The organism is Nocardioides rubriscoriae, from assembly GCF_008087085.1.
In the GTDB taxonomy this organism is placed as follows: Bacteria; Actinomycetota; Actinomycetes; order Propionibacteriales; family Nocardioidaceae; genus Nocardioides; species Nocardioides rubriscoriae.
Genome location: NZ_VIYJ01000009.1, coordinates 157,209 through 172,301, shown reverse-complemented (window position 1 = coordinate 172,301; position 15,093 = coordinate 157,209). Strand labels below are relative to the sequence as shown.

18 protein-coding genes are annotated in these 15,093 nt (G+C 71.5%); 14 read left to right on the top strand and 4 right to left on the bottom strand.

Annotation, left to right across the window (positions count from 1 at the left end; all coding sequences use genetic code 11):
- Positions 1-4 precede the first annotated feature (4 nt).
- The gene (locus FZC61_RS17010; protein ID WP_170286146.1) at positions 5-1,423 is read right to left on the bottom strand and encodes a CARDB domain-containing protein; all 1,419 of its coding nucleotides are present in this window, start codon (positions 1,421-1,423) and stop codon (positions 5-7) included.
- A gap of 101 nt (positions 1,424-1,524) precedes the next feature.
- Here FZC61_RS17010 and FZC61_RS17005 point away from each other — a divergent pair, with 101 nt between their 5' ends.
- From FZC61_RS17005 to FZC61_RS16990, 4 genes are read left to right on the top strand one after another with little or no spacing between them, the layout of a single operon-like run.
- Complete coding sequence (locus tag FZC61_RS17005) at positions 1,525-2,184, top strand: hypothetical protein (protein WP_148615358.1); 660 nt, start codon at positions 1,525-1,527, stop codon at positions 2,182-2,184.
- 50 nt (positions 2,185-2,234) lie between these two features.
- On the top strand, positions 2,235-2,627 hold the full coding sequence (locus FZC61_RS17000) for a phosphonate transporter (RefSeq protein WP_170286145.1): 393 nt from the start codon (positions 2,235-2,237) through the stop codon (positions 2,625-2,627).
- 7 nt (positions 2,628-2,634) lie between these two features.
- On the top strand, positions 2,635-3,225 hold the full coding sequence (locus FZC61_RS16995) for a nitrogen regulation protein NR(II) (protein ID WP_148615357.1): 591 nt from the start codon (positions 2,635-2,637) through the stop codon (positions 3,223-3,225).
- Positions 3,222-3,620 (top strand): response regulator transcription factor, encoded by a 399-nt coding sequence (locus FZC61_RS16990; protein WP_148615356.1) that lies wholly within the window; start codon positions 3,222-3,224, stop codon positions 3,618-3,620. The genes FZC61_RS16995 and FZC61_RS16990 overlap by 4 nt, the downstream gene beginning before the upstream one ends.
- On the opposite strand, the gene FZC61_RS16985 is transcribed toward FZC61_RS16990, so the two are convergent.
- The 3 genes from FZC61_RS16985 to FZC61_RS23965 all read right to left on the bottom strand — a co-directional run bounded on the left by FZC61_RS16985 (position 3,617) and on the right by FZC61_RS23965 (position 5,457).
- Positions 3,617-4,558 carry a GNAT family N-acetyltransferase gene (locus FZC61_RS16985; RefSeq protein WP_246142751.1) on the bottom strand — a complete coding sequence of 314 codons (942 nt, stop codon included), beginning with the start codon at positions 4,556-4,558 and terminating at the stop codon, positions 3,617-3,619. The two genes, FZC61_RS16990 and FZC61_RS16985, sit on opposite strands and share 4 nt — an antisense overlap.
- Positions 4,559-4,630: 72 nt before the next feature.
- Positions 4,631-5,197 carry a YceI family protein gene (locus FZC61_RS16980; protein ID WP_148615354.1) on the bottom strand — a complete coding sequence of 189 codons (567 nt, stop codon included), beginning with the start codon at positions 5,195-5,197 and terminating at the stop codon, positions 4,631-4,633.
- 131 nt (positions 5,198-5,328) lie between these two features.
- Complete coding sequence (locus FZC61_RS23965) at positions 5,329-5,457, bottom strand: hypothetical protein (protein ID WP_281289838.1); 129 nt, start codon at positions 5,455-5,457, stop codon at positions 5,329-5,331.
- A gap of 387 nt (positions 5,458-5,844) precedes the next feature.
- On the opposite strand from FZC61_RS23965, the gene FZC61_RS16975 reads away from it, so the two are divergent.
- The 10 genes from FZC61_RS16975 to FZC61_RS16930 all read left to right on the top strand — a co-directional run bounded on the left by FZC61_RS16975 (position 5,845) and on the right by FZC61_RS16930 (position 15,082).
- Positions 5,845-6,495, top strand: a complete 651-nt coding sequence (locus FZC61_RS16975; RefSeq protein ID WP_170286144.1) for a sensor histidine kinase — start codon at positions 5,845-5,847, stop codon at positions 6,493-6,495.
- Positions 6,492-7,127: a response regulator transcription factor gene (locus FZC61_RS16970; protein ID WP_148615352.1), complete on the top strand. Its 636-nt coding sequence runs from the start codon at positions 6,492-6,494 to the stop codon at positions 7,125-7,127. Before FZC61_RS16975 ends, FZC61_RS16970 begins: the two co-directional genes overlap by 4 nt.
- On the top strand, positions 7,124-7,840 hold the full coding sequence (locus tag FZC61_RS16965) for a response regulator (RefSeq protein WP_246142764.1): 717 nt from the start codon (positions 7,124-7,126) through the stop codon (positions 7,838-7,840). Before FZC61_RS16970 ends, FZC61_RS16965 begins: the two co-directional genes overlap by 4 nt.
- Positions 7,841-8,015: 175 nt before the next feature.
- Complete coding sequence (locus tag FZC61_RS16960) at positions 8,016-8,705, top strand: PIG-L deacetylase family protein (protein ID WP_148615350.1); 690 nt, start codon at positions 8,016-8,018, stop codon at positions 8,703-8,705.
- Complete coding sequence (locus FZC61_RS16955; protein ID WP_148615349.1) at positions 8,702-9,439, top strand: WbqC family protein; 738 nt, start codon at positions 8,702-8,704, stop codon at positions 9,437-9,439. Before FZC61_RS16960 ends, FZC61_RS16955 begins: the two co-directional genes overlap by 4 nt.
- Positions 9,436-10,710 carry a nucleotide sugar dehydrogenase gene (locus tag FZC61_RS16950; protein WP_148615348.1) on the top strand — a complete coding sequence of 425 codons (1,275 nt, stop codon included), beginning with the start codon at positions 9,436-9,438 and terminating at the stop codon, positions 10,708-10,710. Before FZC61_RS16955 ends, FZC61_RS16950 begins: the two co-directional genes overlap by 4 nt.
- A complete protein-coding gene (locus tag FZC61_RS16945) occupies positions 10,707-11,735 on the top strand; it encodes a polysaccharide deacetylase family protein (RefSeq protein ID WP_170286143.1) in 1,029 nt (342 codons plus the stop codon). Before FZC61_RS16950 ends, FZC61_RS16945 begins: the two co-directional genes overlap by 4 nt.
- The gene (locus tag FZC61_RS16940) at positions 11,725-13,071 is read left to right on the top strand and encodes a glycosyltransferase family 2 protein (RefSeq protein ID WP_148615346.1); all 1,347 of its coding nucleotides are present in this window, start codon (positions 11,725-11,727) and stop codon (positions 13,069-13,071) included. Before FZC61_RS16945 ends, FZC61_RS16940 begins: the two co-directional genes overlap by 11 nt.
- Positions 13,068-14,132 (top strand): lysyl oxidase family protein, encoded by a 1,065-nt coding sequence (locus tag FZC61_RS16935; RefSeq protein ID WP_148615345.1) that lies wholly within the window; start codon positions 13,068-13,070, stop codon positions 14,130-14,132. The genes FZC61_RS16940 and FZC61_RS16935 overlap by 4 nt, the downstream gene beginning before the upstream one ends.
- Complete coding sequence (locus FZC61_RS16930; RefSeq protein ID WP_211357301.1) at positions 14,129-15,082, top strand: hypothetical protein; 954 nt, start codon at positions 14,129-14,131, stop codon at positions 15,080-15,082. The genes FZC61_RS16935 and FZC61_RS16930 overlap by 4 nt, the downstream gene beginning before the upstream one ends.
- Positions 15,083-15,093: the final 11 nt, after the last annotated feature.

The following is a 15,093-nucleotide window of genomic DNA, read 5'->3' as shown; positions in this document are numbered from 1 at the left end:
TCGGTCAGCACCCCACCGGGTCGCCGCCGCTCACGGTGGTGAAGTGCAGGCTGCGCACCTGCGAGCGGGCGAGGCTGTCGCCGGGCAGCCGGGCCACCACGTCGGTGCGCCAGTCGACCGACGACTGGCTCGAGCAGACGTCGATCGCCACGATGCACGAGGTGCCCGGCGAGAGCGCCCCGATCCACGTCTGCGAGGCCGCGGAGAACATCGGGTCGCAGCGGTGCTCCCCCTCGGGGGCGTCCCACGACGAGTCGAGCGAGAAGACGCCGTCGGGGGTGCCGGCGGACTCGTCGAACTCGAACGTCGGCACGGCGTCGCGGTCGCCCACGTTGGTGGCGCGCAGCAGCACGCGGAGGTGCGCCCCGGGGGCGTTGCCGAGCAGGTCGTCGCTGCCGGGGAAGTCGGACAGGGCCATGAACCCGCGACTGGTGGCGGTCACCCGGACCGGGAAGACCGCGAGCACGTCGGTGGACCCGATGACGCGCAGGTAGCCCGGGCGCACCCCGCCCAGACGCACGTCGTGCGCGTAGACGGAGACCCGGCACGACGCCGCGGCCGGCAGCGACGGCGTGCACTGCTCCGCCTGGGGCACGTCGCCGGTCCACGCCGACAGCTGCCCCCACCCCGGGGAGCCGCCCGCCGGGCACGGCAGGGCCTGCACGGTGACCCCGTAGGCCTGCGCGGTGCCGACGTTGGTCACGGTGACGATGGTCTGCTGGTACTCGTCGATGTAGGTGAACTCGCTGCCCACCGGGTCGGCCGGCACGTCGACGACCCCGGCGTCGTCGGACGGGCCGACCTCGAACCGCACGCCGGCCGGTGGGGTGGTGCCCTGCGGGTAGGGCACCACGTCGCCGCCGCAGACCGCGGCGGCGCCGCCGGAGGGACCCGCGGGCGGCGGGGTCGGAGGGGGTGTCGAGGCCGAGCTGATCGTGAACGTGCGCCACACCGCGCAGTTGTCGGTCTCGCTGGACTCCCGCACGTCGCTGTCGACGTCGGCGCAGACCAGCAGCCGCCAGACCCCGGTGGCCAGGCTCGCGGGCAACCGGCCACCGACCGCCCGGGTACGCCGCTGGCCGGGGTCGAGACCCGCGACCTTCGCCCCGGTCAGGAAGCGGTCGCCCGAGCCGCGGGTCGCGTTGCGCGACAGCAGCACGCCGACCCGGGTGGGGGGTGCGGAGCGCCGGCCGCGGTTGACGACGACCGCCGAGGTGGAGAAGCGCTCGCCGCGCTGGGCCACGAAGGAGCCGCGCGCCACGGAGGCGACGCGCAGGTCGGCGCGGGCCGGGGCGGCGGCGGTGCCGGGCGAGAGCGGGACCAGGGAGAGGGGAGTCGCGGCGAGGGCCAGGGCCAGGACGACGAGCAGGCCGCGTCGCCGCCGCGCCGTCGGCCGGGAGGGGTGGCCGGGTGTCAGGGTCACGTCGTCCACGCTAGGACCGGGCGCGCCCGCGAGGGCCCGGTGACGCGTCCCGACTTCGTCCCGACCTGAGCGGGCGGACGGCTGTGCTACTCCTTGAGCCCGTGCCCCCGTCCCCCGACCGCCACCGGATCCGCTTCCGCGGCCAGATCGCCGGCGTCGGCACCACCAGCGGCACCCGCATCGTGGTCGGTCGGTGGCTCGACAGTCCCCTGGGCGCCTTCGCCGACGCGATGGTCGAGCGTCCCGACGGCCACCGCCTGCTGCTGGCCCCCCACCCCGACGTGGCCCGCCTGGTCGCCGCGACCTACGAGTTCGACGAGATCCGCCTCGAGCGGTTCGACGTGCGGGTCGACCCGCACGGCTGGCGGGTGCGCAGCGACTCCCTCCACCTCGACGTCGGGGTCGGCGGCCCGAGCGCGCTCGGTCGCCTGCTGGGGCTCGTGCCTCGCGCGGTCGCCGAGGCGCCCTGGTGGTGCGCGACGACCGACGTCGTGGCCAGGGCCGTGCTCGACGGCGTACGCACGCGGGGCGAGACCCGCGACCGCCGCGAGTGGTACGGCGCCACCGGCAACCGCCGCCTCGTGGCGGCCTCCGGCCGGTTCGACGGCGCCGATCTCGGCGGGCTCGCGCCGGTCGACCCGCCACCGCGCTTCGGGTTCTCCTCGACGCCGGCGCGGCCCTCGGTGACCGACGTGGTGACCACGATCGAGCTCGACCGGTCGGTCGTCCTGGTCGGGCCCGGCACGACGACAGGCGGCTGACAGGACCTTCGGCCTTGCCCCGCGGGTCGCCTGGTCCCTACGTTGGCAGGATGACACCACGGTCGGCACCGCATCACGTGGACCTGGAGTTCGACGCCCCCGACCTCCGGGAGCGGCTCGACGCGCTCAGCCTGCCCGACCTGGACGCCGTGCCGTTCGGGGTGATCGCCTTCGACCTCGACAACCGCGTCGTGGGCTACAACCGCTACGAGTCCGACCGGGCCGGCATCGCGCCCGAGCGGGTGCTGCAGCGCGACCTCTTCATCGACGTGGCCCCGTGCACCAACAACTACCTCGTCGCGCAGCGCTACACCGACGAGCCGCACCTCGACGAGCAGCTCGACTACGTGTTCACCTTCAGGATGTCCCCGACGCCGGTCCGCCTCAGACTTCTCGGGGAAGCAGGTGCACCGCGGCGTTACATGGCGATCCGGCCGCGGTGACATGGCCGTGTCCTACTCCGACCTCCTGCAGTTCTTCTACCAGTGCCCGGTCGGGCTGGTCGAGACCGACGAGGCGGCCCACGTCACCCTCGTCAACCCCGCCGCGGCGCGGCTGCTGGCCCCCGTGCTCGGCAACGACGACCTGTCGGACCTGCTCCCCGTGCTCGAGCGGCTCAGCCCCGAGCTGCTGTCGGCCCTGACGCGCGAGCGCACCGCGCTGGGGCCGATCGGCGCAGGGCGCCGGTTCACCGCCTGCACCAACGCCGAGCAGGCCACCTGGGTCGAGCTGCTCGCCGTGCGCGTCGAGCCGGGACGGCTGATGTTCGTCGTGCTCGACGCCGACCGCGAGCAGGAGCTGGTGCGTCGCGAGCGGGTGCGTGCGCTGGAGGTCAACGACCAGATCGTGCAGAGCCTGGTCGCCGCCGAGACGGCGTTCGGGCTCGGTCGCCCCGACCGGGCCGCCGAGCTGGTGTCCTCAGCCTCGGCCGCGGGCCGCCGGTGGATCGGGGAGCAGCTGGCCCAGGCCGGCGGAGCCGCTGCCGGCGTCGTACGCAGGAGGGACGCCGCAGAGCCGGTCGCAGAGGCGGTGGAGCCGTGAGGATCCTGGTCGTCGACGACTCCGAGGACATGCGCGAGCTGCTCAGCATCCTGATCACCCGGGGCGGGCCGGGGTTCGAGCTGGTCGGCGAGGCCGACAACGGTCGGGCCGCCCTCGAGATGGTCAAGGAGGTCATGCCCGACGTCGTGCTGCTCGACGCCGCCATGCCCGTGATGGACGGCCTCGAGGCGCTCCCGCTGATCTGCCAGAGCGCCCCCCACGTCGCCGTCATCATGCTCAGCGCCTTCCCCGGCGAGTCGATGCGCCAGGCCGCGCTCGACGCCGGCGCCGTGGGCTACCTGGAGAAGAGCCGGCTCACGCAGACCCTGCTGCCCGCCATGGCCCGGCTGCTCGACGACACCGGGCCGTTCCCGGTCCGGTCCACCTCGGGCTAGCCGGCGAGGGCGATCGCCCGGTTGACCCAGGTGGAGGTGACCTGCATCCCGACCTTCTCGTAGAGGCCGAGCGCGCCGGTCCGGCTGTCGGTCGACAGCCCGCAGACCAGGGCGCCGTGGGCGCGCGCGACCGCGAAGGCGTCGACCATCAGGGCCTGGGCCAGGCCCCGGCCGCGCTGGTCGGAGCGGGTGGCGAGCCGGGCGATGAACGCCTCCCGGGCCGCGTCCACCTCGTCGGTGAGCATGACGATCGCGGTGGCCACGACTTGTGCGTCGGCGTCGGTCACGACGCGCAGCTGCCACGGCGCGAAGCCGGGCCGCAGCACCGTGGTGGCCGCGAAGTCGTCGTAGGACTCGCGGGGCCGCACCGACCACTCCAGGAAGGCGTCCTCGACGACGGTGTGGGCCTGCTCGTACTCCGGCGGCTCGGCCGCGCGCACGGCGTACCCCGCGGGCAGGGGGCGCTCGGGGACCACCGCGCCGACGGGCAGCTTGAGCACCCAGCTGTTCCACCGGACGTGGTAGCCCAGGGCGGCGAGCAGCCGGTCGCCGGCCGAGTGCTCGGGCACCGGCATCCCGACGAGCGCGGCCCCCCGCGAACGCGCGAGGTCCTGCATCCACCGGGCCAGCCACGTGCCGATGCCCCGGCCGCGGTGCTCGGGGCGGACGGCGGCGTCACCCCGGTCGGGCCCGGAGAACTCCGCGTAGCCGACCATGAGGTCGCCGTCGAACACCCCGACCGTGCTGGCGGCGACGTCGAAGCTGGGGCGCTGCCAGTCGCCGACGATGTCGGCCTCCTCGATCTCGACCGTGCCGAGATCGTGGCGCTCCTGGGCCGCGATCGTCTCGAAGACCGCGGTCGCGTCGCTGGGGTCGAGGGGCCGGGTGCTGAGGCCTGCGGGCAGCTCGGCCCGTCGTACGTCGGTCACGTCATCCACGCGGCCGAGCCTGGCAGCGACGCGACGAGGCCGCGACCCCATTGTGGTCGCGGCCTCGTCGGGAGGTGCGGGTCAGGCGTTGCGGATCGCGGAGATGTCGAACTCGAGCTTGATCTTCTCCGAGACCAGGACGCCCCCGGTCTCGAGCGCCGCGTTGAACGTCAGGCCCCAGTCGCTGCGGTTGACGGTGACGCCGCCCTCGAAGCCCACCCGGGTGTTGGCGAAGGGGTCCTGGGCCGAGCCGACCTCGTCGAAGTCGATGGTGACCGAGCGGGTGGTGCCCTTGATGGTGAGGTCGCCCGTGATCGTCCAGGTCGCGCCGTCGCGGGTGACCTGCGTGGAGGAGAAGGTGATCTGCGGGTGCTCGGAGGCGCCGAAGAAGTCGTTGCTCTGCAGGTGGCCGTCGCGGTCGGCGTTGCCGGTCGTCACGCTGGCGGCGTCGATGCTCAGGTCGACCCTCGACGCGGCCGGGTCGGCGGTGTCGACGTGGGCGGTGCCGGAGAACGAGGGGAAGGTGCCACGGACCTTGGTGACCATGGCGTGGCGGGCCACGAAGCCGAGACGGGTGTGGGCGGGGTCGATGGTGTAGTCGCCGGTGATGTCGGCGATGGCGGTGGTGGCGGCGTCGAACTCGGACATGAGGTGCTCCTGGGTGAGGTGGCGGTTGAAAATTCAACCACCATAACGGACCGCAGTCCGTTGGTGTTCCCGCACGTGACCGGAAAAGAAGACCGACCGCACCCGTAGGTGCGGTCGGTCTGCGCTCTGGGTCAGGCGGCGTGGCTGATGCCCGCGGACACGGTCGGGACGACCCAGACCGCCTCCATGTGCGTGCGTCCGGCCTCGTCGGTCACCGGGACCCAGCGCATCTCGAGCTGGGAGCGACGTTCGTCGGTCATGGGACACCTCCTGTTCACCTTCTGTTCATGAACAGTAGCCGATCCCCACCGCGATCACCAGAAAACCCTGAAAACTGGTCACGCCCCTCCACCTGGTCGGTCGTTGAGTGGTCAGAGTGCCTGGTGCCCTCCCTGGGGGTGAGGGACTCGGGGTGAGGGACGGCGCGCTCGGCGCGGTCCACCCGTACGCCGGTCCCGGGCGCACCCGATGTCGGCAGCCCGGCCGGTGGTCCCGGCGCGTTCGCAGGTTCGCCGACGAAGTCGTGACCTTGGTCCATGGGCGACTCCGGATTCGCTGCTTACGTTGGCGTTCATGTGGACGGGGGCAGCAGGGACGTGCACGGGGACGGGCCCGTGCCGCTCGCGTCGCACCGACGGGGGGTCACCATGACGACACAGGGCTGGGTCGGGTTCGACGGTGCGCGCGGCGCGGGGGACCGGGTCCCACCGGACCACCTCGCCTCGATCTGCCACGACCTCAAGCAGCACATCGCCACGGGCCTGCTGCTCGCGGAGCCGCCCGGCGGCGAGGACGTCTCGGCGCAGACCCGACACCGCTTCGAGGTGATGCACCGGCAGTTCGAGCACGCGGCGTCCCTCGTCTCCCTCCTCAGCGGCGACGACCCCGCCACCGCCGCCACCCGGTGCGACCTGGCGGTCGTCGCCGATCACGCCGTCGACGCCGTGCGGCCCCGCCACCGCGTGTCGCTGGAGGTCCTCGGGACCGAGCACGTGGTCGTGGGCAACCCGATCCTGCTGCGACGGGCGGTCGCCAACCTGATCGACAACGCCTGCCGGGCGGCCACGACCGCCGGCCACGTCACGGTCCGGGTGGGCCTCTTCGAGGGCGAGCGCTGGGTCGAGGTCGTCGACGACGGGCCCGGGTTCGGGCGTGTCGGGTCGGGCACCGGCCGCGGGCTGCCGATCGTGCGTTCCGCCGTGCGCGACAGTGACGGGCGCATGACGATCTCCGAGCCCTTGGGCGGTGGGACGGCCGTGCGCCTGACCTTCCCGGCAGCCGGCAGGGCGGGCGCATGAAGCTCCTGCTGGGTGACGACCACGTCATGTTCCTCGAGGCCCTGCGCGAGGGGCTCGTACGCCGTGGGCACGAGGTGGTCGGTTCCTACGACCAGCTCGACCACCTGGTGGACGCCGTCGCGGTGGAGCGCCCCGACCTGTGCGTGCTCGACGTCAACTTCTCCGGCCGTTCGGTGCTCGAGGCCGCGACGACCATCCGGGGGCGCGACCCCGGTATCGCGCTCGTCCTGCTCGCGGGATGCGCGCCGCCCGACGTCTGGCGTGCCTTCGAGCGGGGCCTGGTCGACGGCATCGTCAACAAGCTCTGCGACATCTCGGTGCTCGACCGCTCGCTGCGACGGGTCCGACGCGGCGAGAAGGTGGTGGAGCGCTTCCTGCGGCCGGCCCCGACCTCGATCGCGCCCGACCGGACGCTGCTCACCGAGCGTGAGCAGGCCGTGGTGCAGCTGCTCGCCGAGGGCGCGTCCAACGCCGAGATCGCCGCCGAGCTGCAGGTGTCGGAGCAGTCCGCGCGCACCCTGACCCGCGCCGTCCTGCGCAAGCTCGGGGTGACCAGTCGCAACAAGGCCGCCAGGCTCGCGGTCGACCGCTCCGACGACCTCGAGCACGTCGGTCTCCGGGCGTGGCGATGATCCCGGTCGCCGGCGCACCTGTCCGCGGACCGGGCCACGCCCCCATCGACATCCTGCTGGTCGACGACCACCGGGTCTTCGCCGACGTGCTGGCGATGCGCATGAGGGACGAACCCACGATCGGCCGGATCGACGTCGCCTGCTCGCTGAGCGAGGCGCGGGCCAACCTGCACCGGTCGTGCCCCGACCTGGTGCTGCTCGACGTGCAGCTCGACGGTGAGGTGGGCCTCGACCTCTTCGGTGACCTGCGCGCGATGGCCACGCCGCCGGACGTGCTGATGCTGTCGGGGGTCGAGGCCGCCCATGTCATCGTCGAGGCCTTCCGCTCGGGTGCCCAGGGTTGGGTCGCCAAGACCGCGCCCTTCGACACGCTCATGTTCGCCGCCCAGGAGGTGCTGCGGGGGCACATGTACCTGGCCCCCCCGACGCTCAAGCCGGTGCTGGTCTACCTGCTGGTGCACAGCACGGCCCGTGACGTGGCGCCGAGCTTCATCGACGACCTCACGCCCCGGCAGGTCGACGTCCTGCGGTGCCTGGTGGAGGGCATGTCGCGCGCCGAGTGCGCGCAACGGCTGCACCTGTCGGTGCACACCGTGCGCACCCACGTGCAGCAGCTGCTCAAGCAGGCCGACCTGCACTCGACGCTGGCCCTGGCCTCGCGGGCCCGGGCCCTCGGGCTGCCGGGGATCGACACGGAGCGACCCGCTCGCTGAGCCCCCCGTACGACGTACCTCGAGGCGCCGGACCGCAACGCGCGGCTCGGTGCCAAAGCCATGCCCGCCTGGGGAAACTCGATTTCGGTCGTGTGCTGACGGGCGCACAAATGGCGTAGGTGAGTTCGCCACTTCGTGCAGCGAATGCACCCGGGATCGTCCTTACGGTGGGCGCATGTTGAGACACAGAAGCGAGGACACCGGGGTCCTGCCGGCGAGGTCGGCACGCGGCCGCCGCGGCGCTGTCAGCCGACTGGTGGTCGCACCCCACTGCGACGACGAGACGCTCGGGTGCGGCGGGCTCCTGGCCAAGTACCCCGGCGAGATCGCGGTGGTCGTGCTGGCGCAGCCCGACGAGGTCCGGTTCAAGGAGTTCGAGGTCGCCCGGGAGATCCTGGGATACGCCCCGGCCCACTTCCTGGGCCTGAAGGACGGCAGCGTCGGCGAGGACATGCACCGCCTGGTAGGCCTGCTCGACCGCGTGGTCGCCGATCTGCGCCCCGACGAGCTCTACCTGCCGTTCCCCTCGATGCACCAGGACCACATCGCCGCCTACGAGGCGGGCATCCGCGCAGGCCGGCTCTCGATGAGCGAGGGCCACTGGTTCACCCCGTCGCTCTACGTCTACGACGTGGCGGCCTACGACGTGACCCTCTACCCGACCAACCTCGAGTGGAACATGTTCGAGGCCCTCGACGAGGAGTGCATCGACAAGAAGGTCGATGCGTTGAGCGCCTACTCCTCGCAGGCTGTGACCGGTCCGCACCCGATCAACAGCGTCAAGCAGCAGGCCTCGGTCATCGGGCACGCGCGTCAGGTCAACTGGGCCGAGCCCTACTCGCTGGTCCGGGGGGTGAGGGTGTGACCGTCTACGCCGCGCACCAGCCCGACCTGCTGCCCTACTCCGGGTTCTGGCACAAGATGGACAAGGCCGACCTGTTCGACGTCAAGATCTGGGACCAGTACAACCGCAAGGGCTACCAGCGTCGCGTGACGATGCGCGGCTTCTGGGTGACCCTGCCGCTGGTCAAGGGATCCGACGTCGTGCCGATCGCGACCCGGCAGCTCGCCCCGGGAGCCACCGGCCACCTCGCCGACGAGATCGTCAAGCGCTACACCAGCAACGGTCCCCGGCCGCCGTACTGGGACAAGTACGGCCCGATGATCTGCGACGAGATCGTGTCGATCAGGACCGACCTGTTGTGGGAGCTCAACTTCCGCCTGATCCTGCTGGTCCGCGACATCCTCGGGATCCAGACCCCGCTGACGTTCAGCCGACCGGCTCGCAGCGACCTGCGCGGGCCCGCGGGCATCGTCTCGGTCATGCAGGCGTTCCCGGGGCCGTTGGAGTACCTCTCGGGGACCGGGGCGCGCGCCTACATGGGCGACTGCCACGACTTCACCGAGGCCGGCATCCCGGTGATCTGGTCGCGCCACCGGGCGACGACCGGCGACTCGATCCTCAGCGTCCTGTTCGACCACGAGGACCCGATGGGCGTCGTCCGTGCCGAGCACGAGCCGGGGCACGACGAGCCGGGGCCCAGCAGCACCAGCACGACCACCGAATCCATCACGAACGAAGAGCAGGTACAGCCATGAGTCGAGTCATGATCGTCGGTCTCGGGTACGTCGGACTCCCCCTCGCCCTGCGGGCGGCGGAGGTGGGGCACCACGTCACCGGAGTGGACCTGAGCGCGGAGAAGATCGAGCTCCTCACCAGCGGGATCAGCTACGTCGAGGACGCGACCGACGAACAGGTCAGCGCGGTCACCGACAGCGGCCACTTCACCGCCCGTCCTGCCTGGGGGCCCGAGGAGACCCCGCCCGCCGACGCCGACTTCGACATCGCGGTGATCTCGGTCCCCACCCCCCTGAGGGACCGCGTTCCCGACCTCTCCTACGTCGAGGCGGCCGGTCGGATGATCGGGCGGGTCCTGCGCCCGGGCGCCTGCGTGGTGCTGGAGTCGACGACCTATCCCGGGACGACCGACGGCCTGCTCGCAGACGCCCTGGCGCAGACCTCCGGCCTGCAGCCCGGCGTCGACTTCCACCTCGGCTACTCACCCGAGCGCATCGACCCCGGCAGCTCGGTGCACACCCTGGAGAACACGCCCAAGCTCGTGTCGGCCACGACCGCGCCGGGGCTGGCCGAGATCGAGCGCTTCTACGACACGATCGTGGAGCGGACGGTCGCGGTGTCGAGCCCGCGGGTCGCCGAGATGGCGAAGATCTTCGAGAACACCCAGGCCTACGTCAACATCGGCCTGGTCAACGAGCTGTCCGAGATCTGCCACGACATGGGCATCGACGTCCACGAGATGATCGACGCCGCGATGACCAAGGGCCACTCGATGGCCCACTGGAAGCCGGGCCCGGGTGTCGGCGGGCACTGCCTGCCCATCGACCCGATGTACCTGGCGTGGCAGACCCGCACCAGCCTGGGCCGACGCTTCCGCTTCGCCGAGCTGGCCGACGAGATCAACCTCGGCCGCCCCGACTACGTCGTGCAGCGCACGATCGACCTGCTCGAGGAGCACGGGACCTCGATCGTGGGGGCCGAGGTGCTCGTCCTCGGCCTGGCCTACAAGCCCGGGGTCGGCGACCTGCGCGAGTCCCCGTCGGTCGAGGTCGTCCACGGCCTCACGGCCGTCGGTGCCCAGGTCACCGTGGTCGACCCGATGGTCCCGGTCTGGCCGCACACCCCGTCGCTGAGCCTGGAGGAGCTGGCCGGTGAGCTCGACCGCTTCGCCGTCGTGGTCGTGGCGACCGACCACGCCGACTTCGACTACGTCAAGATCGCCGCCTCGGCCCGACTGGTCCTCGACTGCCGCCACGCGGTCGCGGAGTCGACGAGCGTGGTGGCGTTGTGAGGACGCGGCTGTCTGCCCGGGGGGCGCAGCCGGCCGTACGTGTCCTGGTCGTCCTGGCTGGTCTGGCCTTCCTGGTGCTGGCGTACCCCGGTGCCGCGGCTGCCGACGACGCGGCCGACGGCACCGACGAGACCACCACGGTCGTCTCGTTCACCTTCGCCGGGACCCATCCCTCGCAGGACGACGCGGCCCTCATCCTGGCCGAGCACGGCATGGCGGGCACCTTCTACGTCAACGCGGGCTACATCGGCTTCCCGGCCTACCTCAGCCTCGACGAGGTCCGGGCCATCGCCCGGTCCCGTAGCGAGGTCGGCGGGGCGTCGCTCTACGGGAACGATCTCTCGCAGGAGTCGGTCGCCGCGGCGACCGCGGAGGTCTGCGACGACCGGGCGACCCTGGCGCAGCTGGGCTTCCAGGTCACCAGCTTCGCCTACCCCCACGGGGCGAGCCCCCCGGTGGTCAAGCAGGTGGTGCAGGACTGCGGCTACAACAACGCGCGTGACTACGCGGGCCTCTACACCTCGCCCACGGACTGCTCGTTCTGCCCGATGGGCGAGTCGCTCCCCCCGCGCGACGACTTCCGGATCAGGACCAGCACGGCCACCACCCTCGCGGAGCTGGAGCTCCAGGTCACCCGGGCCGAGTCGCACGGCGGCGGGTGGGTGCCGCTGGAGTTCACCAACGTGTGTGTCTGCCCCGCCGCGAGCGGCGAGCACATCACGCCGGAGGACTTCACCTCGTTCGTCACGTGGCTGGAGGCGCGTCGCGACACCACTGTGGTGATGACGGTCGACCAGGTGATGGGCGGCGCGCTCCAGCCCGTGCACGGCGACCCGATGAGCCGTCTGGTCCCCGACCCCTCGGCGGCGATCAGCACCCCACGGGTGCTGTCGAAGATCCCGGCGTGGACGCTGTTCGGCATCGGCATCGGCCAGTCGCAGATCATCCTGGTCGGCGTCCTGGTGAGCGTCAGCGTGGTGCTGACCTACCGCCTCGCGACCCGGGGTGACCGCTATGCGCACTGACCGGGTCGTCGACCGCAGCGAGCCCTTCCGTGGCGGCCGACGGGTGCTCGCGCTCATCCCGCTCCTGGCCTTCACGTCGTACGTCGTCTGGTCGCACCTGCAGTGGGGCTTCTCGGCGGACACCGCGTTCCTGTCCACCTTCTTCGGCCTGATGGCCCTGCTGATCGTCTACTTCATGTTCTCGGGCATCTACTGGAAGAGCTTCACCCACCTGCCCCCTGCGTCGGGTCGGGTGCTGGCGATCGTCCCGGTCTACAACGAGGAGCCCGAGCTGGTCCACGCCGTGGTGCTGTCCATGCTCCGGCAGAGCATCCTGCCCGACGAGATCCACGTCGTCGACGACGGCTCGGCGGTGCCCCTGGAGACCTTCGAGGACCCCCTGGTGACCTGGCACCGGATCGAGAACTCCGGCAAGCGGCACGCCCAGGCCCACGTGCTGCACCAGTTCGCCCCGCAGGAGTTCGACTACATCTTCACCGTCGACTCCGACTCCGTGCTCGACGACGACGCGCTCGAGCACATGCTGCGGTCGATGAAGGACGAGCGGGTGCAGGCGGCGACCGGGATGATCCTGGTGCGCAACTGGAAGGTCAACTTCCTGTCCCGGCTGACCGACATCAACGTCGTCACCTCGTGCCTGCTCTACCGGATGGCGCGCTCGTGGCTCGGCATCGTGAGCCCGACCTCAGGGGCCCTGGCCATCTACCGCTCCGACGTCGTCTACGACAACCTCGACGACTACCTCAGCTCGGGCACGGCCGGCGACGACCGCAGGCTGTCGTTCTACGCGCTGCTGCGCGGCGACGTGGTCGGGGTGACCGAGGCGATCGCGAGCACCCAGCTGCCGACGACCTGGTCCGGCTGCTTCCACCAACGGCTGCGCTGGTCGAAGTCGGCGTGGCTCGGGGTGGGGTTCGTGATGACCAACCTGCGGCCCCTGGTCGTGCTGTTCTACATGTTCCCGCTGGTCTTCTGCATCCTGTGGCCCTTCGTGGTGGGCGCGCTGATCACCCTGGCCGTCAAGTACCAGAACCCAGTCTTCTACCACGGGATCGCGTGGTGGGTCGTGTGCTCGGTGACCCAGACCGCGATCTACGCGATCTACCGGCCCGGCTTCACCCGGCGGCAGCGCTGGGAGCAGTTCGCGCTCTCGCCCGTCTATCCCCTCCTCGGGCTCATCATCCTGCGGCCGGCGGCCTACTGGGCGCTGACCAAGCTGAAGTCGACGTCGTGGCACACGCGCGAGGTCGACCTGCCGGCGCCGGCCACCGTCGCTGCGGTCGTGTCGGCGACCCCCCACCCACAGAACGAAGCCACAGGAAGTCTCCGACCATGAAGCTGCTGCGCTGGACCCTCGTCCTCGTCGTCATCGCGGCCGGCACCTTGGTGCACCCGCCCGATGCGACCGCCGCCACCGCAAGTGTCACCGTCGGCTCCCAGAGCCACGTGCTCAACGGCACCGACATCCGCCGGCTGACCGACTACCTCGTCGAGTACACCCCCGTGAACGCACGGACCGGCACCAACCAGTACGGGTTCGAGGCGGCGGTCGTCGACGGCAAGGTCACCAGGATCGAGGACGGGGTGGGCAACATGGCCATCCCGTCCAACGGGTTCGTCCTGTCCGGCCACGGGGAGGCCCGCACCTGGTTGCGCGCCAACGCCAAGGTCGGCGTGACGGTCTCCTCCGGCTCGACCCCGCCGCCCACCTCTGCCCTGCTCCCCGACGTCGGCATCCGTACGCTGCGACAGTTCACGATCTCGACCAGCAACGGGGTGAAGCTGCTGAAGTTCCCCGCGGTCACGGCCAACGTCGGCAACGGGCCGATGGAGATCCTCGGCACCCGGACGTCGTCGACGTCGGTGGACTGGGTCGGCCGACAGATCGTGACCAACTCCGACGGCAGCAGGACCACGCTGCCGGACTCGGGCGCCACGTTCTACTACGCCGGTGACGGCCACAACCACTGGCACATCCGCGACTTCGACCTCTACCAGCTCTTCAACGCGGCCGGGACCGTGCTGAAGGAGGGGGAGAAGCACGGCTACTGCTTCGAGGACAACACCACCTACCGCGACTGGGTGGGCAGCCCGAAGCACCCCAACGTCCCGCTGTCCCCGGTCTACACGCACGAGGGCTCGTGCGGCGAGGGGCAGCCCCAGGCCACCCGCATCACGCACGGCCTGTCGGTGGGCTGGGCCGACACCTACCCGTCCACGCTGCCCGACCAGGGGATCAACATCACCGGTGTCCCCGACGGCACCTACCTGGTCAAGGTGACGGCCGACTGGCAGAACTTCTGGCGGGAGACCAACGAGGGCAACAACGCGGCCACCGCCAAGATCACGATCAGCGGCAACAGCGTCACGCTGGTCTCGGCCACCGACGGGCTGTGACCACACGGCCGGGCCGGCGCCCGCCGGTCCGGGTCGTGGCCGGCGCCGTCGCCCTGGTCGCGGCCGCCGCCCTCAGCCTCGCGACCCCGATCTCGGGGTCGATCCTGACCAGGGACCCCACCTGGCAGGTCAACCAGGTCACCCCTGCGCAGATGGAGGCAACCGTGGACGAGTTCGGCGTCGCCTACCTGCACCCCACCCTGCGCGACGGCACCTACTGGGTCGCGCAGTGGGACGCGCCGCGCTCCTTCGACGGGGTCGACCCGCAGGACGCGTGGTTCGACGCCGACCACGGCTCGGCCACCTACGAGGCCGGCGGCGGAGAGCTGAGGATCGGCGGCGACCTCCCACGGATGTACGTCCACGACCCGCAGCGCCTACGTCAGTGGCGCGACGTCGAGGTCACGATGTACGTCAAGCGGCTCGCGGACGCCGGCATCCCCTTCGCCGGCTTCACCGCGGTGGCCCGGGCCAACCACCTGCGCACCGAGGAGGGCCGCGGCGACCTGTGCGACACCCGGGGCTACGGCGGCCGGCTGCGGTTCGACGGCCACGCCGACTTCGAGAAGGAGACGGCCCACCCCCACAACGAGGCGCACAGCAACCGGCTGATCTACGCCGGCGGCATGCCGAAGGACGTCTGGCTCGGCGTCAAGTTCGTCGTGGTCGACCAGGCCGACGGGGTGCACCTCGAGCTGTGGCTCGACGAGGACGACGGCCGCGACGGCGGGGACTGGGAGCTGGTCGACGAGATGGTCGACGACGGCGGCTTCTTCGGCCGGGTCCCGTGTGCTCCCGGGATCGACCCGACGATGCCGCTGACGAGCTCCCCGTCCCGGGCGGGCTCGGAGTCGGGCCTGCCCAACCTCAGCGTGTACTTCCGCAGCGACGGGATCGCTCCTGGCGGGCTGCTCTACAAGTGGGGGAGCATCCGTGAGATCGCCTCGTGAGGACCCCGCCG